This is a genomic window from Haloplanus ruber (genome assembly GCF_024494725.1).
Classification (GTDB): Archaea; Halobacteriota; Halobacteria; order Halobacteriales; family Haloferacaceae; genus Haloplanus; species Haloplanus ruber.
Map to the genome: position 1 here is coordinate 306,793 of NZ_JANHDK010000004.1, position 21,397 is coordinate 328,189.

20 protein-coding genes and 2 pseudogenes are annotated in these 21,397 nt (G+C 61.6%); 9 read left to right on the forward strand and 13 right to left on the reverse strand.

Going from position 1 to position 21,397, the window contains the following annotated elements:
- Positions 1-68: 68 nt before the first annotated feature.
- A complete protein-coding gene (locus NO878_RS14415) occupies positions 69-1,505 on the reverse strand; it encodes an extracellular solute-binding protein (protein ID WP_256406667.1) in 1,437 nt (478 codons plus the stop codon).
- Positions 1,506-1,615: 110 nt separating this feature from the next.
- Between NO878_RS14415 and NO878_RS14420 the strand changes: the two genes are divergently transcribed.
- The 3 genes from NO878_RS14420 to NO878_RS14430 all read left to right on the forward strand — a co-directional run bounded on the left by NO878_RS14420 (position 1,616) and on the right by NO878_RS14430 (position 5,594).
- A complete protein-coding gene (locus NO878_RS14420; protein WP_256406668.1) occupies positions 1,616-3,097 on the forward strand; it encodes a rhamnulokinase in 1,482 nt (493 codons plus the stop codon).
- Between the two features lie 31 nt (positions 3,098-3,128).
- A complete protein-coding gene (locus tag NO878_RS14425) occupies positions 3,129-4,139 on the forward strand; it encodes an aldo/keto reductase (protein ID WP_256406669.1) in 1,011 nt (336 codons plus the stop codon).
- A gap of 177 nt (positions 4,140-4,316) precedes the next feature.
- Positions 4,317-5,594 (forward strand): class II aldolase/adducin family protein, encoded by a 1,278-nt coding sequence (locus NO878_RS14430; protein ID WP_256406670.1) that lies wholly within the window; start codon positions 4,317-4,319, stop codon positions 5,592-5,594.
- 4 nt (positions 5,595-5,598) lie between these two features.
- Here the strand turns inward: NO878_RS14430 and NO878_RS14435 are convergent, their stop codons facing one another.
- The gene (locus NO878_RS14435; RefSeq protein WP_256406671.1) at positions 5,599-6,564 is read right to left on the reverse strand and encodes a carbohydrate kinase family protein; all 966 of its coding nucleotides are present in this window, start codon (positions 6,562-6,564) and stop codon (positions 5,599-5,601) included.
- A gap of 216 nt (positions 6,565-6,780) precedes the next feature.
- On the opposite strand from NO878_RS14435, the gene NO878_RS14440 reads away from it, so the two are divergent.
- The gene (locus NO878_RS14440) at positions 6,781-8,214 is read left to right on the forward strand and encodes an aldehyde dehydrogenase family protein (RefSeq protein WP_256406672.1); all 1,434 of its coding nucleotides are present in this window, start codon (positions 6,781-6,783) and stop codon (positions 8,212-8,214) included.
- A 16-nt stretch (positions 8,215-8,230) separates the two neighbouring features.
- Complete coding sequence (locus NO878_RS14445) at positions 8,231-8,974, forward strand: DUF7260 family protein (protein WP_256406673.1); 744 nt, start codon at positions 8,231-8,233, stop codon at positions 8,972-8,974.
- Between the two features lie 9 nt (positions 8,975-8,983).
- Here NO878_RS14445 and NO878_RS14450 read toward each other — a convergent pair whose 3' ends face one another.
- The 8 genes and pseudogenes from NO878_RS14450 to NO878_RS14485 all read right to left on the reverse strand — a co-directional run.
- A complete protein-coding gene (locus tag NO878_RS14450) occupies positions 8,984-10,234 on the reverse strand; it encodes a tyrosine-type recombinase/integrase (RefSeq protein ID WP_256406674.1) in 1,251 nt (416 codons plus the stop codon).
- 24 nt (positions 10,235-10,258) lie between these two features.
- Complete coding sequence (locus tag NO878_RS14455; RefSeq protein WP_256406675.1) at positions 10,259-10,768, reverse strand: DUF8154 family protein; 510 nt, start codon at positions 10,766-10,768, stop codon at positions 10,259-10,261.
- The gene (locus NO878_RS14460; RefSeq protein WP_256406676.1) at positions 10,761-11,456 is read right to left on the reverse strand and encodes a nucleotidyltransferase domain-containing protein; all 696 of its coding nucleotides are present in this window, start codon (positions 11,454-11,456) and stop codon (positions 10,761-10,763) included. The genes NO878_RS14455 and NO878_RS14460 overlap by 8 nt, the downstream gene beginning before the upstream one ends.
- A gap of 630 nt (positions 11,457-12,086) precedes the next feature.
- Positions 12,087-13,763: a transposase gene (locus NO878_RS14465; RefSeq protein ID WP_379823245.1), complete on the reverse strand. Its 1,677-nt coding sequence runs from the start codon at positions 13,761-13,763 to the stop codon at positions 12,087-12,089.
- A gap of 51 nt (positions 13,764-13,814) precedes the next feature.
- Positions 13,815-14,261: pseudogene (locus tag NO878_RS14470) on the reverse strand (IS1096 element passenger TnpR family protein); the annotation flags it as partial.
- Between the two features lie 84 nt (positions 14,262-14,345).
- Positions 14,346-14,852 (reverse strand): PIN domain-containing protein, encoded by a 507-nt coding sequence (locus NO878_RS14475; RefSeq protein ID WP_256406678.1) that lies wholly within the window; start codon positions 14,850-14,852, stop codon positions 14,346-14,348.
- Complete coding sequence (locus NO878_RS14480) at positions 14,849-15,217, reverse strand: UPF0175 family protein (protein WP_021055282.1); 369 nt, start codon at positions 15,215-15,217, stop codon at positions 14,849-14,851. The genes NO878_RS14475 and NO878_RS14480 overlap by 4 nt, the downstream gene beginning before the upstream one ends.
- Positions 15,218-15,303: 86 nt before the next feature.
- Positions 15,304-15,582: pseudogene (locus NO878_RS14485) on the reverse strand (NAD(P)-binding domain-containing protein); the annotation flags it as partial.
- 64 nt (positions 15,583-15,646) lie between these two features.
- Between NO878_RS14485 and NO878_RS14490 the strand changes: the two are divergent.
- From NO878_RS14490 to NO878_RS14500, 3 genes are all read left to right on the forward strand, one after another.
- Positions 15,647-16,918, forward strand: coding sequence for a GTP-binding protein (locus tag NO878_RS14490; protein WP_256406680.1), 1,272 nt, complete (start codon positions 15,647-15,649; stop codon positions 16,916-16,918).
- A 2-nt stretch (positions 16,919-16,920) separates the two neighbouring features.
- Entirely contained in the window at positions 16,921-17,187 is a 267-nt protein-coding gene (locus NO878_RS14495; protein ID WP_256406681.1) for a hypothetical protein, read from the forward strand.
- A 140-nt stretch (positions 17,188-17,327) separates the two neighbouring features.
- Complete coding sequence (locus tag NO878_RS14500) at positions 17,328-17,480, forward strand: C2H2-type zinc finger protein (RefSeq protein WP_256406682.1); 153 nt, start codon at positions 17,328-17,330, stop codon at positions 17,478-17,480.
- A 243-nt stretch (positions 17,481-17,723) separates the two neighbouring features.
- Here the strand turns inward: NO878_RS14500 and NO878_RS14505 are convergent, their stop codons facing one another.
- Positions 17,724-17,954, reverse strand: coding sequence for a hypothetical protein (locus NO878_RS14505; protein ID WP_256406683.1), 231 nt, complete (start codon positions 17,952-17,954; stop codon positions 17,724-17,726).
- 257 nt (positions 17,955-18,211) lie between these two features.
- Between NO878_RS14505 and tsaA the strand changes: the two genes are divergently transcribed.
- The gene (gene tsaA / locus NO878_RS14510; protein WP_256406684.1) at positions 18,212-18,703 is read left to right on the forward strand and encodes a tRNA (N6-threonylcarbamoyladenosine(37)-N6)-methyltransferase TrmO; all 492 of its coding nucleotides are present in this window, start codon (positions 18,212-18,214) and stop codon (positions 18,701-18,703) included.
- 433 nt (positions 18,704-19,136) lie between these two features.
- Here the strand turns inward: tsaA and NO878_RS14515 are convergent, their stop codons facing one another.
- Both NO878_RS14515 and NO878_RS14520 read right to left on the reverse strand, forming a co-directional pair.
- A complete protein-coding gene (locus NO878_RS14515; RefSeq protein WP_256406685.1) occupies positions 19,137-20,429 on the reverse strand; it encodes an FAD/NAD(P)-binding protein in 1,293 nt (430 codons plus the stop codon).
- Positions 20,426-21,358: a metal ABC transporter permease gene (locus NO878_RS14520; RefSeq protein WP_256406726.1), complete on the reverse strand. Its 933-nt coding sequence runs from the start codon at positions 21,356-21,358 to the stop codon at positions 20,426-20,428. Before NO878_RS14520 ends, NO878_RS14515 begins: the two co-directional genes overlap by 4 nt.
- Positions 21,359-21,397 lie beyond the last annotated feature (39 nt).

The window sequence follows — 21,397 nt, forward strand, 5'->3', positions numbered from 1 at the left end:
GTCAGTCTCCCATGGCGAGACACATTAAAAAGAACAGTATTGATAGTTTTGGTTAGCCGGCCATCCCGTTACAGGATGTTCGAGAAGCCGTCGGCGCACGCCTGCATCGTGTCTGCCGCCGGCTGGTCACCGGAGACCATCGCTGAACCTTCGGTGTAGATGACCTGTTCTAGCTGGAGCCAGTCCGGGTGGTGGGGGCGCTGTCCGATGTTGTCCAAGTCCCACCCCTCGACGATCGGTGGGGAGACGTTCGGATACTCGCTTTCGCCTGCCGTTTGATCGCTGGCAGCCTGCACGTCGTCGCGGTCGTACACCGACTGACGGGTCGGCGTGCCGCCAACCTCGGAGAGCAGTCGGTACTGAATCTCTTCGGAGGTCGTCCACTCGATGAACTGCCAGGCGGCTTTCTTTTTCTCCGGCGTCGTGTGCGCGTTGATCCCGATGCTGCTCCCACCGTAGTGGGCCTGGACGTTCCGGTTCTCCGCCGGTCCCGACGGGGCCAGCGTCCACCGAACCGTGTCCGCGATTTCGCTCGACTCGGGGTCAGCGAAGAGACCGCTGTTCTCGTGCCACTGTGGCGACATCGCCATCTCACCGTTGGCAAACGCCTGTGCGACGCCACCCCAGTCCCACGTCGTGCTGGCAGGATGAGCGACGTCGTTGACCAGTTCTTGATAGAACTCGGCTGCCTGCATGGAGGCGTCGTCGGTGAACCCGGCGGAGATGTCGTCAGGGAGGATCGGGTCCTTGCCGTCGAACCCTTCCAGTTGTGTGCCGCCGAAGGACCACTGGATCATCTCGAACTCGTTGGCCAGCGATTGGTGTTGGGCAGCCATGTGGCCGGTTCCGTACGGAACCATGTCGTCCGGGACATTCTCGGTGATCCACCGGGCGACTTCCATATACTGCGACCACGTCATGTCGGGGTTCGGTTCGGCCTCGAATCCCAGGTCGCTGGTCGCCTGGTCACCGTACTCGTCGAACACGTCCTGACGGTATGCCAGGAGAATCGTCGGACAGTCGTAGGGGAGGCCCCGGATCGTTCCGTCGTCCTCGAACTCCGAGCACGCGACGCGGTGGATTTCGATGTGATCCTCGTAGTCGTAGTCGTTTTGCTCGATATAGCCGTTCAGCGGTTCGAGGTCGGTGTAGTACGGCGCCCCGATGTTGTACGGATCGACGTACGCGACGTCGTAGTTGGCCGACTGGCTCGTCAGGTCGTTCGCAAGCTGTTCGGTGTAGTTCAGCAGAGGCGAAAGGGTGAACTCAACTTCGATACCGGTCTCCTCCGTGAACTCTCCCACGATGGACTGCAGCGCCTCGCTCGGTGCCGTCGATTCCGTGATGAACTGGATGCTATCTGCCGCTTCGACGTCGTCACCGGGAGGCGTGCCGTCGCTACCGCCGCCGCCGCCACCACCCGAACAGCCCGCGAGAGCCGTGACGGTGGCTGCGGCACCTGTCGCCCGAAGAAATCTACGCCTGTCAATAGTCTTCCGTGACATGTCTTTGCACAATTTACCATCATCATACATAATTATTTTCCTAGCTGAACGGGCGTCGGCGTCGGCTGTCGGCGTGAGGCTTATCTGCACCCTCTGTCCTATCTCGTAGCATGACAAATCACGTCGCAATCGACGTGGGGTCCAACGGCGGCACCATCTGGGTTGGGCGACGCGACGGCGACAGCCTCGACGTCGGGGAGGTGTATCGGTTCGACAACGGTCCCGTCGAGCGAGACGGGCGGTACGTCTGGGCCATCGACCAACTCCTCGACGAAATCGAGACGGGACTTCTCGCGGCCGAACGGGAGTACGGCCCCCTCTCTACCCTCGCCGTCGAGACGACTGGCCTCGATTTCACATTCTTCCGCGATGGGGAGCCGATGCGTGATCCGTACTTCTACCGCGATCCGTCGGTCACGTCGACGCTCGACGACCTCCTCGAACGCGTCGGGAAACGCGAGATATTCGACCAGACGGGTATCAACCACTGGAACGTTCCCAACTCGCTGTGGCAGTATCACTACCAGACCCACGCCTCGCCGGAGATTGTCCAATCGGCGGAGACACTGGTGATGCTCCCACAGGTGCTCACGCACGCGATGGGAGGGAGCGTCAACCCCGACAAATCGATCGCTTCGACGGCACAGATGTTCGATATCGAGTCCGAGACGTGGGCAACGGATCTCCTCGAGACACTCGACCTCCGAACTGACCTCCTACCGAACCTCGAGGAACCCGGCACGAAGGTGGGCACACTCGACGAGTCGTTCGCACCTGGCCTCGACAGTCGGCCGGATATCCTCCTGACGGCCACCCACGACACGGCGTGTGCCGTCGCGGCGACGCCGTTCGGTGCCGGCGATCGGACCTTTCTGAGCACCGGGTCGTGGTTCATCGTTGGCATCGAACTCGACGCTCCCCGCGTGACCGACGAAGCCTTCGCCGTCGAAGCGTCCAACGAGTACGGTGCCGAGGGGACGACCCGGTTTCTGAAGAACGTCACCGGGTTCAACCTCCTCGAATACGCCCGCGAGAAGTGGCGCGAAGAGGGGAACCCCCACGAGTACGACGTCATCTTCTCGGAGATGGCCGACACCGACCCCTTCGGCCCGCTCATCGACCCGGACGCCGACCTGTTCATGGCCGGGACACTGGAGGGCGACATCGTCGAGAAGATCGGCCAGTACTGCCGGGAGACCGGACAGGCCGTCCCGGAAGGGGTCGGAGAGATAACCCGGTGTCTGCTCGAAAGTCTCGCGGCGAAGACGGCGTACGCCCTCTCGCAGCTCCAAGGGGCCGCCGACGTCGAGAGTGACCAGTTGAACGCCGTCGGCGGCGGGGTCAGAAACGAGCCGTTCCTCCGGATGCTGGCGGGAGCGACCGGCCTTCCGGTCGTTGCCGGCCCGGTCGAGGCGACGTCGCTCGGGAACCTCCTCGTACAGATGAACGCCACCGACACGATCACCGACCTCGCGGAGGGGCGGCGGCTGCTCCGCGAGACGGCCGATCTCACGGCGTACGAACCCGCCGACCGCGACGCGTGGGCCGAAACCGTCGACCGGATGGCGACGCTCGCCGACCGAGTGGGGTAGTTTTACCTCCGAAGCCGCCACAACGTGATTCATGGACTGGGTACCCCTCGGACGGACGGGGACGATGGTCACGGAACTGCCCTTCGGCACGTGGCGATTCGGCCGCGAGACAGACGAAGGCTCCGTCGAAATCGACGAAACGCGGGCGTACGAACTTCTCGATGCCTACGAGGCCCACGGCGGTCGGTTTATTGACACCGCGGACATGTACGGCGGGGGAAAGAGCGAGAGGTGGATCGGCAACTGGCTCGCCGACCGCGACCGGGAGGACTTCGTCGTCGCCTCGAAGATATACTGGCCGACCCGTGACGATCCGAACGGTCGAGGGTTGGGCCGAAAACACCTCCGGCGGCAGGTCGACGCGATTCTCGACCGCCTGGGGACGGACTACGTGGACCTGCTGTACGTCCACCGCTGGGACGACGAAACGCCCGTCGAGGAGTTCATGCGGACGCTCGACGGCTTCGTCGACTCCGGCCGAGTCCACCATCTCGGCGCCTCGACGCTCTGGCCCAACGCCTGGAAGGTCGTCCGCGCGAACGCCGTCGCGGACAGACGGGGCTACGAACCGTTCACCGTCGTCCAGCCCCGGTACAACCTCGTCAACCGGGAAATCGAGGGACCGTTCCTGGAGATGTGCGAGAGCGAGGACCTCGGCGTCGTGCCGTGGAGCCCACTCGGGGAGGGGTTCCTGACCGGCAAGTACGACCGGGACGACGTCTCGAACGCCGATTCCCGAGCGGCCGAGGACGACAGCTTCGAATCGAAGTATCTCACCGACGAGAACTTCGCCGTCCTCGACACCCTCCAAGAGGTAGCCTCCGAGGTCGACGCCACCCCCGCACAGGTCGCGCTCGCGTGGCTCCTGCACCACGATCAGGTCGTGGGACCCATCGTCGGCGCCCGAACCGTCGACCAACTGGAGGAGAACCTCGGTGCCGTCGACGTCTCCCTCTCGGACGACCAGTTCGAGCGTCTCGCCGCCGCCAAGTCCGGCCCGTTCCCGGACATCGTCGACTCGCCGGCCCGGGGCGATCGGTAACCCCAGCAGTTATTAGCGGGGGGCGTCACGGCCTTCTCGGGAACTCGTCACACGCCGGTCTCTCGGCCGGCGTCGTGACGTTACACCGACGACGTGCGGAAACATACGGAGCTAACGATGTCACATCAGTCCAGTCTCGACGCAAAGCGACACGCGATAAGTGTGTTCGGGCGACGGATGCTCGAACAGGGTCTCACGAAAGGTACCGGCGGGAACATCAGCGCCCGCGAGGGAGATACGATCGCCATCAGCCCCTCCGGGATGCCGTACGACGAGATCGATCCCGAAGACGTTCCGACAATCGATCTACAGGGCGATCACGTCTCGGGTGATCGCGTCCCCTCCAGCGAACGCCGGATGCACGCGACGATCCTCCGCGAACGCGAGGACGTGGGGGCCGTCGTTCACACCCACTCGCCGTACGCGACGACCTTCGCCAGTCTCGACGAGTCCGTTCGCCCGTCACATTACCTCATCGCCTTCGTCGGCGACGAGATTCCCGTCTCGGGGTACGCCACCTACGGGACCGCCGACCTCGCCGAGTTGGCCATCGATGCCCTCGGCGACGAGTACGACGCCTGCCTGTTGCGAAACCACGGGACTATCGCCGTCGGCGACACCGTCGAGGCGGCGTTCGAGCGCGCACTGATGGTGGAGTACTGTGCGCGAATCCACTACCAGGCACGGAACATCGGCGAACCGACGCTGCTCCCCGACGAGGAGATCGGTCGCCTCCGTGAGATGTTCGAGAGCTACGGCCAGAGCAGCCAAGACGAGGTCGACCCGGTCGCCCCCGCTCCCGACGCCGACGAGTTGGCCGACGGGCGGGACGCGGTCGCCACCCTCGGTGTCGAGATGCTCGAACAGGGGCTTACGAAGGGGACCGGCGGCAACGTCAGCGCGCGCGACGGCGACAGAGTCGCGATCAACCCCTCGGGAGTCCCCTACGGCGAGGTCACCCCCGAGACGGTCCCGCTGGTCGACTTGGAGGGCGAACAGGTCGCGGGCGAACTCGCGGCATCGAGCGAGACGCCGATGCATACGATGATCTACCGCGAGCGCGACGATGTCGGCGGAATCGTCCACACCCACTCGCCGTACGCGACGACCTTCGCCAGTCTCGACGAACCCATCCCCGCGTCGCATTATCTCATCGCCTTCGCGGGTGACGAGATCCCCGTCGCGGGCTATGACCGTCCGGGAACCGCGGAACTCGGCCGCCTCGCGGTTGAGACACTCGGCGACGAGTACGACGCCTGCCTGTTGCGAAACCACGGGACCATCGCCGTCGGCGAGTCGCCGGAGGCGGCCTTCGAGACGTCGCTGATGGTGGAGTACTGTGCGCGAATCCACTACCAAGCACGGAACATCGGCGAACCGACGCTGCTCCCCGACGAAGAAATCGACACCCTCACCCGCCGGTTCCGGAACTACGGGCAGACGAGCGACAACTGATCGGTCACGTCTCAGCGTCCACAATTGCTTGAGCGTCGGTCCGCGTCGGAAGGGCAGTCATCGCCCCCGTCGCCGTCGTCGACGCTGCCGCGACGGCGTTGGCAAAGGACAGCGTCGCGGACAGGTCGCGTGTCCCCTCCGCCAGCGACGCGAGCATCCCGGCGGTGAAGGCGTCGCCCGCCCCGGTCGTGTCCACGGCGTCGACGGCGTATCCGTTGTGGGTCGCGGTCCCCGCCGCGAAGGGGCCGCCCGACCGTGCCAGCGCGGCCGCCCCCGCCTCACCCAGGGTGAGGAAGGCGGTCGACGGCCCTCGCTCACAGAGTGCGGCGGCCAGTGTCTCGGGAGCAGCCGTCGCGTCGACGAACGAGAGCGTCCGTAGATCCTCCCGCGCCGCCGTCACCACGTCGACGTCCGCGAGGAGATTGGTCACGACCCGCTCGAACGCACCGTCAGTCCACAGTTCCGGCCGGAAGTTGAGGTCGAGAATGACGGTCCGCCCGGCCGCGTGCGCCCGTTCGACCAAGTCCACCGTCGCGGTCCGAGCGGGCTCGCTCGCCAGCGTGACGCTCCCGACGTAGACGGCGTCGACAGCCCGTACGGTCTCCTCGGGGACGCTGTCGGGATCGAGGCGGGTGTCTGCGGTTCCGTCTCGATAGAACGAAAAGTCCGTCTCTCCCGCCCCGTCGTCGACGAACGCGAGCGTCGTCTTCGCCGTCGGATCCCGCTCGACGAATCGGAGCGGGACACCGTGGTCGTCGAGCGTCTCGACGAGGAAGTCGCCGAACGGGTCGGTACCGACGCGGGTCCAGAACCACGGCGCGTGATCGAGCTGTGCTAGCCCGACGGCGACGTTGGCCGGGGCCCCGCCAGCCCGTCTGTCGAGCGTTGCGGCGTCCGCCAGCGACCCACCTGCACGAGGCAGGAAATCGACGAGCGTTTCTCCAGCGACGAGGAGTCCGGGATCGGTCATGGCGGCCGTACGAGCGCGAGCGCAAAAGTCTGCCTCCGTCGGCGCGCCGACCGACTCCCGGACAGCGACGACCGGCGTTCGTCCGATAGCACACCCACCCGGTTCGATTCCCTCGAGGGACGATGTCCCGCACGCCGGCCGTCCGCGTTCAGACGACAAGAAATTGGTTTTCACATTAGAGTAAATTTTATTTTCTCGGGTCTGGTAGGCGGTAGCATGACAGCCACGACGACGAGCTATGACCACGCACTCTACATCGACGGCGACTGGGTCGACGGGGGAGCCACCCTCTCGGTCGACGACTTGGCCGACGGCGGGACGCTCGCTCGGGTGGCCGCCGCCACCGAACGGGACGCGGAACGGGCCTTGACCGCCGCTGACCGGGCCCAAGAGCCGATGGCCGACGCCACCGTCGTCGAACGGACCCGTTGGCTCGATGCAATCGCGGAGGCCATCGAAGCGGAGTCGGAGACGTTGACACGAACGATCGTCCGCGAGGCCGGCAAACCCGTTGCCAGCGCCCGGAGCGAGGTGGCGGCCGCCGCCGAGCGGTTCCGACGGGCCGTCGGCGAGGCCCGGTCCCTCCAAGGCGAGTATCTGGAGGGGACGACAGCCGGCCACGAGGGATGGAACGCCGTCATCCAGCCACGTCCCGTCGGCACCGTCGCGTGTATTGCTCCCTACAACTACCCTCTAGCGACGACGGCGCTCCAGGTTGCGCCGGCGATTGCCGCGGGCAACAGCGTCGTCCTCAAGCCCTCCTCGAAGACGCCGGTCTGCGCGGCGATACTGGCTCGCCTCGTCGACGAGGTGACGGACGTGCCGGACGGCGGCTTCAACGTCGTCCTCGGCCGGTCGTCGACCATCGGGGACTACATCGCGGGCGACGACAGGGTCGACGCCATCGCCATGACAGGGTCGTCGGACGCCGGAAAGCACATCGCGCGCGAGAGCGGCCTCGCGAGACTCCACATGGAACTCGGGGGGAACGCCCCGGCCATCGTCTTCCCGGACGCCGACCTGGGTGCCACCGCGGACGCCTGTGCGAAGGGGGCGTTCAGCTTTGCTGGCCAGCGTTGCTCCGCCGTCGGGCGGATACTCGCTCACGAGGCGGTCCACGACGACTTGGTCGACCGTCTCGTCGGTCGCCTCGAGGAGTGGCAACCTGGCCCGCTGTTCGACGAGTCCACCGCCGTCGGTCCGCTCATCTCGGAGTCGCAAGCCGAGTGGGTCGCGGAACTCGTCGACGACGCGGTCGACCGGGGCGCAACCCTCGTCGCCGGCGGTGATCGCGACGGCCGGTGGTTCGATCCGACCGTCCTGTCGAACGTCCCGAACGACGCCCGCATCCTGCACGAAGAGCAGTTCGGACCCGTCGCCGCCATCGCCGAGGTAGCGTCGGAGGCCGAGGCGCTTGCCCTCGCGAACGCGGACGACCTCGGTCTCGACGCCGCGGTGTTCACCGGCGACCACGATAGGGCCATGCGAGTCGCCGAGACTGTCGAGGCCGGGGCAGTCCGCATCAACGGGGCACCGAGCCACGGCCTCGGCGACATCCCATTCGGCGGTGTCGGTGACTCCGGGGTCGGCCGTGAAGGCCTCGGTCACACCGCCGAGGAGTTCGTCACCAGCAAAAGTATCGTCCTGTAATCTCACCGACCCAGGGATGCACGCCCACACGCTCGCGCCTCTCGATACGGCGATGGATGTCGTCCACGACGAGCGATCGGAAGTCACCGCCGAACGCGACGCGTTCGCGGCGCTGGCCGATCGGATCGCGGCGTGTCCAGCCCAATCGCCGCCGACGGCACCCCGTCACGATACTGGCGCCACCGTGACTGGCGTCGGTGTCTCGTCCGTTGGCTCCGCCTCCGACGGCGATCCGTCCGAGCGCCTGCGACGGGCCTACCGGGAGACGGTCATGAGCGTCGACCACTACGACGCCGTCTACGGCGAGTCCCTGTTCGAAAACGCCGCGACCGAACTCGGTGCCGACCTCGCGACGGCGCTCCGTGGCGGTGTCCCCTTCTCACCCGCGTTTAAGTCGAAACTCCACGAGACGGTCATGGATGCTCGGGCGGAACGCAAGTGGTTCCTGGAACGTCTACGGACGGAGACGGCGTCGCTGACCGATGCCAGAGAGACGCTCGGCGATATCGTCGACACCATCCCACGGAACGGCAGTACGCCCTCCCAGACAGTCGATGAGTTATGGCGACGATGTGACGATGTCGGCCGCGAGCGTCAGGATGTCCTCCGAACCCAGTTTCGTTCGGCGCCGGACGGGTTGTACGAGCATCTCTATCGCGACCAGTCGTGGACGTACCCGGTATTGAACGTCGTGGCGATGCTGGTGGCGGACCTCGATGGCTTGCGTCGCATCGACGATTCCAGAGAGTTCGGACGATGACTCGTCGTCTCAGGACCGATCGACGTCGTCGACCGCCTCGAGGGCATCCGTTGCGACATCACCCAGTTCGCCAGCCTCGATATGCGAGTACCGCTGACGGACCATCTCCTCCGAATTGTCGAGATACCGGGCCGCGACCGTATATCCGAACGCCCGGACGAGCACCTCACCCATCCCTCGCCGACCGCCGTGAGGCGCGAGATAGTCGTGTTTCGGATGGTCGATGTCGATATCTGCAGTGTCCGAGAGCCGCTGGAGAATTGACCGGGCGCCGTCCGTCGTGATCGACGGTGGCCGAATATCCTCGTCAAGCGTCAACAGCAGGTCCCGAGCGTACTCGTTACGTCGCTCGTCGATGGCAGCCGGCTGTTCCCCTCGGTCGGCCAGCTCGTCTTGTACGAGCGTCGCCAGCGTCCGTTGGTCGAACGTCGGAAACACCGGCCAGCGCTCTGTCGGTGGGTCCATCAGCCGACGGTAGCTCCGTAGCGGCGAGATCACCGGGTCGGGGAGACTCGCAGCGTCCCACTGCTGTTTCTTCCGGTAGACGTCCATACTCCCGTCCTCGAGGGAAAGGTCCTCCCAGCGGACGCCACGGCGTCGCGGGTCGTTCGGGTCTCGGAGGAGTTCCCCGACGCGAACGGCGGTGTAGGCGAGGACAACTACGAGCGCCCGGTCACGAGCCGCCTTCAGCGCCTCGTAGCGCGCTCGCTGCTTGTCAACGAGGTTAGTGTCCTCTGCAAGTGTCGTGTACGTCTCGACGGCGGCGCGGGCCCGCGCGTCGACGTGCTGGGTGAGGGCGTGGCGCTGTTCGGACGTCCAAGCCTGCTGGTCGCCGGGCTTGCGGCCGCTGTCCTCCGGCAGCGGCGCCATCGCACTCGCCCGCTGGGCGTAGTGAGCTTCGAGATAGCCCTCGTTGACACACCAGCCACACCACGCGGAGATATAGCGATAATAGGTTTGTACCGTGTTCTGCTTGAGTCCCCGGTCACCAGCGAGGTGCCGGGCATATTCGCGGAAGATACGCTCGTCGAGGTCCTCGAAGGTGGGGGCGCGGTCGGCGTCGTCGGGGACGATTCCGGTCCAGTCGTCGGCGCCGCGGTCGCCGGCGGTCCACCCGGCGAATCGTTCGAGTTCGCGGGCGGCGTTGCGTCGATAATTCCCGCCGTCACCAGCGCGGCCTTTCCCCTTGTCCTGAAGGTAGCGCTCGAAGGACTCCGAGAGTGAGGTCAGCGTCCGTTCCGTCGATGAATTCCGGTCCATAGTCTTGTGAAGTGGGAGAACGTGTCAGTCACACAGACAGACGCCGCCTTCCCGGATCTGGCTCACTGCGAACTGATGGACGGCGTTGGCGAGGTCAGTCATTGCTTCTGCTTGTTCTTCAGTTGGACGCCCACCGCCGTAATAACTCTCTGTCCGGTTCTCGCTGTAGAGGTCCTTTATCGCCTCTGTGGTCTCTCGCTCAAATAGCCCAATCTGGTGGGCTCGGTCGTAGCTGAACTGGTGGTCCTGAAAGTCCTGAAGCGTATCGTTCGTCATCGCGAGCGCGTACGCCTCAATCGACCGTTCGATAGCGCCGAAACAGACCTCGATGACGGCCGTGTAGTACCCGTCCTGTGCTTGGAGAGTGTCAACGACTTCGAGGAGGCGACACGCTTTCGTCAACTGTGTCTTCCAGTCTTCATCAGCACTGATCCCGTCCTCGAACGCTGTCCGACCGCGTCCCACCATCTCGAAGGCATCCTGTGCGCGGTCGAGTGCTTCGAGCACAACGGTCGGATCCGAGCCGTTACTCATTGGTGGCCCCTTCCTCCAAAAGGAGGTTTTCGACGGTGTCAAAGTCATTCGTCTTGTACACCGGGATCCCGGAAACGACGATTCCCCGGATATCCTCGGTGTACGACGGGATCGCCCGGACGGCCTCGATGTCGATATCGTAGGCGTATCGGTCGCCGTCGAACTCCGTGTCTTCGAGGTCACGAGCAACTGCATTCGCTTCGCGTTGGCTTTCAGCCCGCCCAGACCGAGTTAGTACCCAGAGATCGATATCGCTCCGTCGGTCAGCCTCGCCCCGAGCCACACTCCCATAGAGGATGATACCGACGATGTCGTCGATATTCTCACGAAGTTCTGTGACCGCAGCTTTGACCGGTTGGTGATACTCTGATTGGGGTATGCGGAGGATTGGATCGTCCGGGATGGACAGGCGCTGTCTGTTGATCTGGACGAGTCGCTGGTTGCTTTCGGAAGATTCCACCACCAAGTCGTTCGCGCTGAGAACGTTCACTGCCCGTCGGACAGACTGGTGTGAGTGGCCGATCTGTGTCGCGAGCTCTCGCAGTGAGAAATCACTGAATCGGTGGTTCGTTAAAAAGAGAAGAACATCGCTCGTCGCTTTGTGTTTGAATAAATCTGGATCTGAAGGTGGTATTGAAAGAGAAATGCCGACTCCAGACGAATCCTTGGTATCCGCCTCACGGTTCATATGCCGTATCACGGACCACTACTATAAAAATATTATACGTGATCTGGAGTTGTCCTAAATATCTACCCTGACAGCAACGGACGTGCAGAGAAAGAGATTCGTCAGCTCCGGGCCTCACTACGTTCCGTCAAAGGCTCTGGTCGATCACGAGGGCCGCCACGCCGGCGACGTCGGCTCGGCTGAAGAGACCCAGAGAGATCTCAGACTCCGTTATTGGCGGCGCTACTTGGGGAAGCGTCTTTCTGAACCGGTTGCAGCATTCGTACTTTACCGACGGCGTCGGGGTACTTCAAAGTGGTCGTGATTATCGGAGTAATCATAACCAACGTTGACAGGAGCCTCATGTCTAGTTTTACCATGATACAGAGGTTCTATCCACGGAAATGGAGACTTGGTTAGTGCCATAAATCATATAACGCTATACCAAAAATGCGACCTTGGAAGTTGAGACTACAGCGGGTATAGCGGGGCTGTAATGCGTGGTTTCGGCCGGTCAAGTGAGCGGAAACTGATTCAGATTGCTCTCCAAATGGCCCATCTTGTTGAACCACCGACCATACACACGAATTTCGACGACTTCCGGCAGCGTTGCCACTCAAACGCCGGGCTATCACGGGGTGAGTCCCGTTACTAACCGATTCCAGTTTCCTTGTTCAACAGCGTTAGCGTATTGTCCGCTGTCACGATTGGCGAGTGTTCATACTCACCAGTCAATTCGACCTGCACAAGCAGGTCCACCGCTCGCCAGATCGAGTACAGCAGACACGCGAACGCGAAGTAAAAGAATCGGAGACCGAAGTCTTTCGACGTCGTTGCAGCCATGAACCGCTTGATCGATTTGTAGCCACTTTCGATCTCCCAGCGATAGCCGTACTCGGTAAGGAACCCACTACTGCGATTCGTCATAAACACCGAGTACTGCCGGTGATCCTCGTGCTCAGTGTTCTCTTTCCGGCGGTAGATCAGCGTCGTCTCGTGCCATTCGTTCTTCCCGAGGTGGAGCTTCCGGTCGGTCTCATATCGATCCCGGTCTCGTTGGAGCAGCCGCTTGGCCTGGGCTTTCTCGCTGGTCTGCATCCGCTTGGGAACGACATAGGAGAGCCCGCGCTGGCTGAGCATCTCCAGGACGTGCTGGCTGTCGAACTCCCGGTCCATCAGTACGTTATCGACGTGAACGATCCCCTCGGCTGAATCCAAGAGGTTCTTGACGATTTCTAAGCGGGACTCACCCTTCCGAACTGGCCGTGCGTCCAGCACAATCGGCACGGCATTCCCTACTAATTGGACGGTGGCCCACTGATAAGCGTACTCGTCGGTCTTCTCCTTCGTCCCGATGATCTCGTTCTCGTGGCCGGTCCTGTCGCCGGTGAAAGGATCGGCTTCAGTGATGTCGATTGCAACAATCCCAGCCCGAAAGAACTGCTCCGTCTCCGCGACCTGGTTCAGAAGCCTATTAACGGCCTGCCGGTACATCTCACGAATCTCTAATACCGAGAGATCACGAATATGCTCGCGGTGAGCGTGGCCCAAAGGTGTCCGCTCTCGAGTTGACTCGTAGGTGAAGCTGCGAGCGCCTTCGTTGGCAGCCAGATTTTCGCGAAGTCCGAGATACGTCTGTAAGTCCCAGTAGGCGTTCTCGTGGATCTCACAGCCCTTCCCTCGGTCCAGCGAGAATGCCGGGAAGACAACGCGGCTGACATGCTCCGTAATCGTTGCTGCTTCGTCGAGGACAGCTTGATCGTCTGGGTCCGATTCGAACTCTTCGTCACCGTGAGACGGACGGTGTCGCTTTGGTTTGCGCGGAACGTTGACACCCGCATTCTGGGCTTTGATGAGGATGGTTCGCGCAGCTGTCTCGATTGTACTGCGAAACTCGGCAGTGAACCGCTTGTGCCAACTGCGCCACAGCGTCGATTGATTCGGCACTGTCTCCAGACCCAATTGCTCGCAGAGTTCTGGACGCCGATCGAGATACTCGACGAGTGCTGTCTCATGGGCCCAGCCGTGGCACTCTTTCAGGACGAACACGCGAAAGAGGATTTCCATCCCGTATCGAGTTGGGCCCGCGTAGCGGTCGTGCGCGTCGAAGTCGAAATACGTCAACGGGAGTGAGTGGACGAACTTTTCGACCGACTCGTGGCGGTCGTGCCTGAACCAAGTCTGCGAGACGATCCGAACATCTGACTCCAGCCCGTCGAGCGAGCTTTGCCCGTACAGCGGCGTCGCATCGTACACTGGCCAATCAGCGTGTGGTCGGTGGGCAATCCGTCGAAAGACACTCCGGCGAGACTCACGAGTTGGTGCCACTACGAGACGCTGAACACGACTCGCTCAAAAACGCCGCTCTCTTGATGAGCCATACTGATCGATCGATTCTCCCTCGGTATTCACAACTGCTGGTTCCGTATCGCTTGGTTCGTCGTCGAGGACTTCCTTCAGGATAGCGTAGAAGCGCCACTCGTCACCGTAGTCGTAGAGGTAACAGATGCGGTCGTACTGTTCGAGGTCCAACTGTCTCGCCATCTCACCAATCGTCACCTCACCCGCATTCTCAAGGCGTTCGGTGCGAAAAACCGGATCACCGCCACTCGATTGCTCGTATTCCTGTGGGCACTGATACTTGACTTCACTATCCCAGTACTCCTCGTCGTTCCCCATGAACCAGAGATGGGTCTGGTCGAGACCGACTGCAGGATTGATCGCTGACTGGAATTCAGCAATCCTTCTGTCAGCACCGACGACGATGTCCCGCCACAGCGATGTCGGATCGGGAGCGAATTTGACCCGGAAGCGATACGCGGTCATCCTTGCCTCTCCATTCCCATGCCAAAAAGCCTGAAATCATCGGTTCTCAATACCTGTGATGGATGGGTCCACACAGTGGATCAATCATCGATACGCTGCGATATCTCGATAGGGCACGTAGTAGCCAATCTCATCGATCCACGTCGAGAGCCATCCGTCAGCAGTCTGTTCAGTAATCTTCCCAGCATTGATCGCGGCGAGGAGCACGCCGACCGACCCGACAACTGTCACGCCCTGTTCTTTCGCAAATGATCGGGCATCGCCATCGTCGGTCAGCAATCGGCCGTCGTGTGCGTCTGCGAGGGCGAACGCCTGTGCTTCACCCGGATCGAGATGGTCACCGACGACCGCCTCTCTGTTTGCGACTGTGCCCGAAATGGTCGCGACTGGAATCCCGTCGTCGAGTGTATCGAGTGCTGTCTGGAGATACGAATGATCAGCAACGCCGTGTTCGAGTTCCTCGCGAACGACCGGCACTGTACAGATCCCAGAGAGTCCTGCAACCACCCACAACTGGTCGATGTACGCAAAATTCGAGAGGACAGTCGTGTTCAGGACACTCGGATTCGCCGGAATATCATCGCCTGTCATTTCGCAGGCGATTCCTCAGTCTCCGAGTCCTCATCCTCAAATTCGAGTCCGCTCGCTGCCTCTACTTCGTAGGCTGCGTCGTCTTCGTCAACGAGTCCGAGGCGGGGTTCGACGCCGTGCTCACGGAGGAGATCACGCATCGTCCAGCGATCGACATCGGCAAGCCGCGCAGCATCACCGAGTGTGATTCGTTCGCGTTCGTAGAGCGCAACCGCAGCCGCAATGCGCTCATTCTCGTGGTCTTCGAAGTATTCGCGGACGAATTCACGTAACGCATCGCTCTTGCCTCCGAACACGCCAGCCTCGACAGCACCCTCGATGAGTAGATCGAGGTCATCCGGATAGGAGCCAGTGATTCGAGCCATTTGTCTATCCGAGCCTACGTTTTCATACTATTTATGAACTGCGCCAGAGTGGCGTATGGATCGAGAAGAGTAGTCTCAACTACTGCTGTCGGGTGTTCACGGTCGAGCGCGAGTGCGGGTGAAGTGTCGGTGGTGACGGCATTCAGGTCCCGGCAGCCGAAGCTGTTGCTGGGAAACGATGGCGTGATGAGACGCATCTCTTCTGGCCACTGTTGCAACGACGCCCCGACTTCGTCTCGCTCGAGGATGGCGTAGGAGTCGAGACCAAGATCCGTGAGGACGGCCCCAACACCGACGCCAGCGGCACCTGCGCCGACAATTGCGACGTCGAGCGACTCGTGTTTTCGGGCTTCTTCGGGTGCCACTGTTAACAATATAGAATAGTAGATAGCCAATTATAAATAATATATACTCTAGTCTTAATAATAGATGAGTCGAGAGACGATTCCTGTCACCGTGCTGAGCGGCAACCTCGGCGCGGGCAAGACGACCGTGCTGAACAACCTCCTGAACACGCGAATGGACCTCGACGTCGCGGTCCTCGTCAACGACATGGGCGAAGTGAACGTCGACGCCGAGCGCGTCGCCGAACACTCGGACATCTCGGAAGACGACGAGGATCTGATCGAACTCTCGAACGGCTGCATCTGCTGTGAGCTACGCGGTGACCTGTTGGATGCACTGGCGAAGCTCGCACAAGCCCGCGAGTTCGACTATCTGATCATCGAGTCGAGGGGCGTCGCCGAACCGTTGCCCGTCGCCCAGACGCTCACCATGGGATTCGATCAGGGTGACCTCGATCCCACGGAGTTCTACGAGGAGACCGGTATCGAGGTGATGGATTACTACGAGCTCGACACCACGGTCACTGTCGTCGACGCCCATCAGTTCTGGACGACGTTCGATTCGAAGGAATCGCTGATGGACGGGGACACCGAGAAAGACCTTGGAAGCCTCTTGATCGAACAGATCGAGTTCTGTGATGTCCTCCTGTTGAACAAGTGCGACCTCGTGGACAAGGAGACGCTCGACGAGATCGAAGAGATGGTCGAGGTGCTGCAACCGCGCGCGGAAATCATCCGGACGGAACACGGTACGGTCGACCCCGAAGAGCTTCTGGACACCAGCCGCTTCGACTTCAAGGCAGCGAGCCAGTCCGCGGGCTGGATGCAGGAACTGCAGGAACCCCACCAGTCGGCCGAGGAGGAACACGGCGTCACCTCGTTTGTCTTCGAAGCGAGGCGGCCGTTCCACCCCGAACGATTCGCCGAGCTGCTGGACGAATTCCCGTCGAACGTCGTGCGCTCAAAGGGCCACTTCTGGCTCGCGGGAGGCAAGGAGGTGGCACTCGGAATCGACGCCGCCGGCCAGTCGATTCGAATCGCCCCCGCGGGCGGGTGGATTGCGACGCTCTCCGCAGAAGAGCGCGAGGCCTACTTCGAGGCGAACCCCGAGTTGGAGGAGGTGTGGGCCGAGGAGTGGGGTGATCGAGGACCCCGACTTGTCCTTATCGGCACTGACATGGACCACGACGCGCTCCGCTCGGACCTCGATGCAGCCACGCTGACCGACGAGGAGATGGCTGCCGACTGGAGCGCCTTCGAGGACCGCTTCCCGACGTTCGAACCCGCGGAGGCGGCGGAGAGAGACGGCGCCGAAGCGAGTGAGGACAGTGCCGAAGAGGTCGGTCTCGCCGACTGAGTATGTCTTCGCCACGCTCACTCTTCCAGACGGTTGTCGACAAGAGCGCGCCGCGTCACGCTCGAGAAGACGCCATCGACGCACTCGCGGCGGCAGGAGCAACCACGCAACTCCGCGTCGTTGCCGTTACGAGTGGTCTCGACGGGCGGTATCGCCGCACGGCACTGAACGCACTCGGTCAGTGCCGTGCGATGAACGAACTTGAGACGCTAGTCGACGACAGAAGCCTCGCACAGCCGCTCCGTGAACGGGCGGAAGAGCTGACTTAGCCCCGGTCGGGGCGGATTTCACTCCGCCCAAGCCGGCCGGTCTTAGTTAGCTGGTGCCTCGATTTATTAGTCCGTATCAATCTCCCTGACTTCGTTTTTAATAACCCTTTTAGAGTCTCGCCGCCTGAGTTGTTAATGTAATGTCGTACACCTGCTCCAGTTGCGATGCACTGTTCCAGAGCGCTGCCGGCGTGAGCCAGCACGTTGCGCTTCACCACAACACGTGTGCCGAGTGCGACGAGCAGTTCGAGGAGACCGACGCGCTGCGCAACCACATCCACGAGAATCACTGACTGGCCACGGTGACACGAGGGAAACACCCGTCTTAGTCACGGTATCAATTTTTCGAGACCCGTTGAAACCGTCAGCAACTAGTGTGATTGGCGTGCGAGAGACAGAGGACGCGGTCAGCACACTCAGTTCGGTTTTTTCGGCTATTCGTCATCAAACGGCCAGGTAAATATGGATTCGTAGTATGCCAATTGGTTTGACTCCATGCCGTTATCTGGCGGACTACGACCCACCGCCCGTTGATGTTAGTCTTCCAGTCCGAAATCTGCGAGCGAATGCGTATGATGCCAGACAGCCACTACTTCATCGACATCGAACGTGAGGACACCATCAGTCAATTGGACAGTTATGACACCGTCCTCAATCTCCGTATCATGGAGGTGCATCTCCAGTGGTTCGTCGAATTCTGAGACTGCGAGCATCAATTCACCCTTCGCTTCGAGCTCTGATTGTAGGTCTGCTGTTTCTACTACCATTGCATTAGCAAATGAGAGTTATAGAAAGAATAAATACATCTTCTTTCTTGAAAACCTATTTTCGCCAAAACATTTTAGTCCGTGGAATTCGCCCGAATCTCGACGGACAGACCCGGTGTACTGACTGAATTAGAGATCTCCTGCTCCCCGTGAGTGACGCGCTGAACACGCGCTGTATATATGACATATTATTGGAAATTATTGTCAGCAAAGGGTTTCAACAAGGCTATTTTTCTCTGCAAGACGAAGCCACGAACGTGCCCAAAGACACGTTCAGCTACGAATCGATTGGGGTGATACGGACGCCGTTCGAATCACCAGAGGGGATGCCGATTCAACCGATCGGGGCTGATTCAGTCACGGGAACTGTCGAGATCGAGGCGTCGTATGCGGATGGATTAGCGGATCTTGCCGAGTTTTCGCACTGTATCCTGTTGTACCATTTTCACGCATCTGGCGATAACGCTCCCCTACGGGTCGAACCGTTTCTCGATGACGAACGACGAGGAGTCTTCTCGACACGGGCGCCACAACGTCCGAATTCGATCGGCCTCTCCGTTGTGGCAATCGAGTCCGTCACAGAACAGGAACTGACCGTGAGCGGTATCGACGTCGTCGACGGGACGCCAGTGCTGGATATCAAACCTTTCGTTCTCGAGTTCGATGTCCCGTCCGAGGTGCAGACGGGCTGGCTCAATGCGTCGGAATCGACGATCCGATCAGAACTGGCCGACAAGCGGTTCCTCTGAGGCGGTCAGCCGCTACGGAACGATTTGATGACTCCACAGGCACCACTGCTATTCCGTGTTGTGCAGTAGACAGCCCTCGGGAGTGATGGGGGCGTCGGCGGCGGGGCGTTCGTCGCACGCCGCCCGAAACTGATACAAATCTGGGTTCGGTAGACGAGGCTCTGAGAGCTGTCGTGTCGGTCGGTGGTGCGTCCGTCAGTACTGTGTGTCGCCTGCCCGACGGAGATGTGCTATGCAAGCAGCGGAGGTGAACCCTGCCACCGACGGTAATTCAATACGTCTGCTCTCACTCAACAACTTTGCTTCTTGATTTATGATTCAGAAATATAAACAGTCATAATTTAATATAAAATTGATATCATTAATTGACCAGCGTGGAACAGTTGGATTGGTTCTATTCTAATATTTCTATTGCCTCACAGCTCCGGGTATCTCAGGATTCTCCTTTATTGGCCGACGGTGCTCGGTCTGAACCGGCTCTATGTCGTGACGTGAGCAGCCGTTCTGCGACTCGACGAGCGCCGACGATGTTCCGGGCGAAGGGGCCGACGCTGGGTTCTGCGAGCGCTCCAGAAACGTACACCGACGAACGGGTACCATCGGTCCCTCGCCACGCGAGCGTCTCATCGTCGAGGAGGGGAAATCCCTCTGCACCACGTTCGAGTGACAAGGAGTCAGCGACCGAGTCGACCAATGGGTGCTCCGGGACCGGATCGAGTCCGGTCGCGAGGACGACCTGCGCATTCGCTGCCGTCGTGCCGTCGTCGAACCGCACGAGCAAGCCGTCGTCTGTGGCGTATGCACACGTGATCTCGCCGCGGCGGACTTCGAGCTCGTCACAGTCGCGAGCCTCATCCAGTCGACGCTCGACGTACGGCGGGATCGTCGCGTCGTTGCGGGCAGCTCGAATCCGGTCGAGACGCGCTTCTGACCCCGGCGGGAGCGTGTGAACCTCTTGTTCGATGTGGCGCCAGTTGATCCAGTACGGGTCGGCTTCGCTCAGTTCGATCTCGAGGTCGTGACGCGAAAGGAGTGTCACGTCCGTGTGTTCCGAGAGGCTACAGGCAAGTTGCGCAGCGGTGATGCCGCCCCCAACGACGAACGTCGGCCCCGCAAAATTCGCTGCTGTCGTCGGGTCGAACTCGTCGTCCCAGACGTGAACGAGCGGGGCGTCGTCCGGGAGTGACGCCCCCCACGTCGGGACCGTCCGCGGGCCACCGAGCCCGATGGCCAGCACGACACGGCGAGCTTCGAGCATCCCCGCCTCCGTCTGCACGTCGAGTCGGTAACCGGCTCCATTTCTGGTAACTCCAGTCACCTTCGACTGGAGGTGGCACTCGTCGATGCCACGTCGGTCAATGACGTATCGAGCGTGGTCGAGGAAGAGTTCGAGCGTCGGTCGATTCGGATAGTCCTCCGTCGAGACGAGTTCGGCCTCCCGACCCGCGGCTTCCGCGAACGATTCGAGCGAGAACGGCTCTGTGCCGATGTGGTGGACGAACGTCGACCGGAGCGTTCGCATCCCGCATTGACGAGCCTTCGTCGCGAACGACGCGAGTAACTGCTCGCGAGGGTCGACGAGACAGAGGTCCTGGTGAGCGTGTCCGCCCTCCGTGAGGAGATAGTTCGCCAGGCAAGTCCCATGGAGACCACCACCGATAATCACGTACTCGTAGGACTGTGGCCCGCTTGACGTGTGGGCGGCGTCCGGTCCATCAGGGGTCATTCTCGCTCGCCTCCGTCGGCTTCAAGTCCGTCTCGGGGCTGTCTGGTCCATAGGCTGCTGAGCCGTTGCAGGGTCGGGAGACGGTGCGCCAGTTTCTGGACACCGAGGACGGCGGCGTACACGGCAATCGCCGCAACGACGATCGAGCCACCGGCCGCGATCCCATAGACGTACGATAGTGTGACCCCGGCTATCGCCGCGAACTCAGCAGCGAGGATCGCTAGGGAGATGGATTGCTTGAAACTCCCGGCGACTTTCGCCGCGGCGGCGACCGGAACGACGAGCATCGCGGCGACCAGGATGACGCCCATGATCTGCATCGCGCTGACGACGACCAGTGCCGTGAGCACGACCATGAGGCGTTTGTAGAGGCGGACGTTCAGTCGGGCCGCCTGCGCGGCGGTGGCGTCGAACGTGACGTACAGCAGCGGCCGGTACGTCAGCGTGACGAGGCCGCCGACGATGAGACTCATCAGGACGAGGATACCGACGTTCGCCGTCGAGACGGTCGCGAGACTCCCGAAGAGGTAGGCGTCGATACCGACCGCGATGCCGCCGTCAGTCGCGGTGATGAGGATACTCCCGACGGCGAACCCGCCCGTAAGCACCATCGCTAGCGACGTGTCGGTGTACGCGCCGGCGTGTTCGACGAGTAACTCGACGAGCAGCGCGGTAACGATCGCAACGACGAACGCAGTCAGCAGTGGCGACAACGAAAGGGAGAGGGCCGAATTGAGGAACAGACCGACGGCGACGCCGGCGAAGGCGGTGTGGGCGAGCGTATCACTGAGCATCGACATCTCCCGATGGACGAGGAAGGTTCCGACCAGTGGGCCGATGACGGCGATACAGACCGCGGCGAGGTACGCCCGCTGCATGAACGGATAGGTAAGCATCGGCGCCTCGAGAACCTCCGCCAGGAGGTCCATGGTGGGGCCAACCACGGTGTCGAGGAACCACTCGATAGG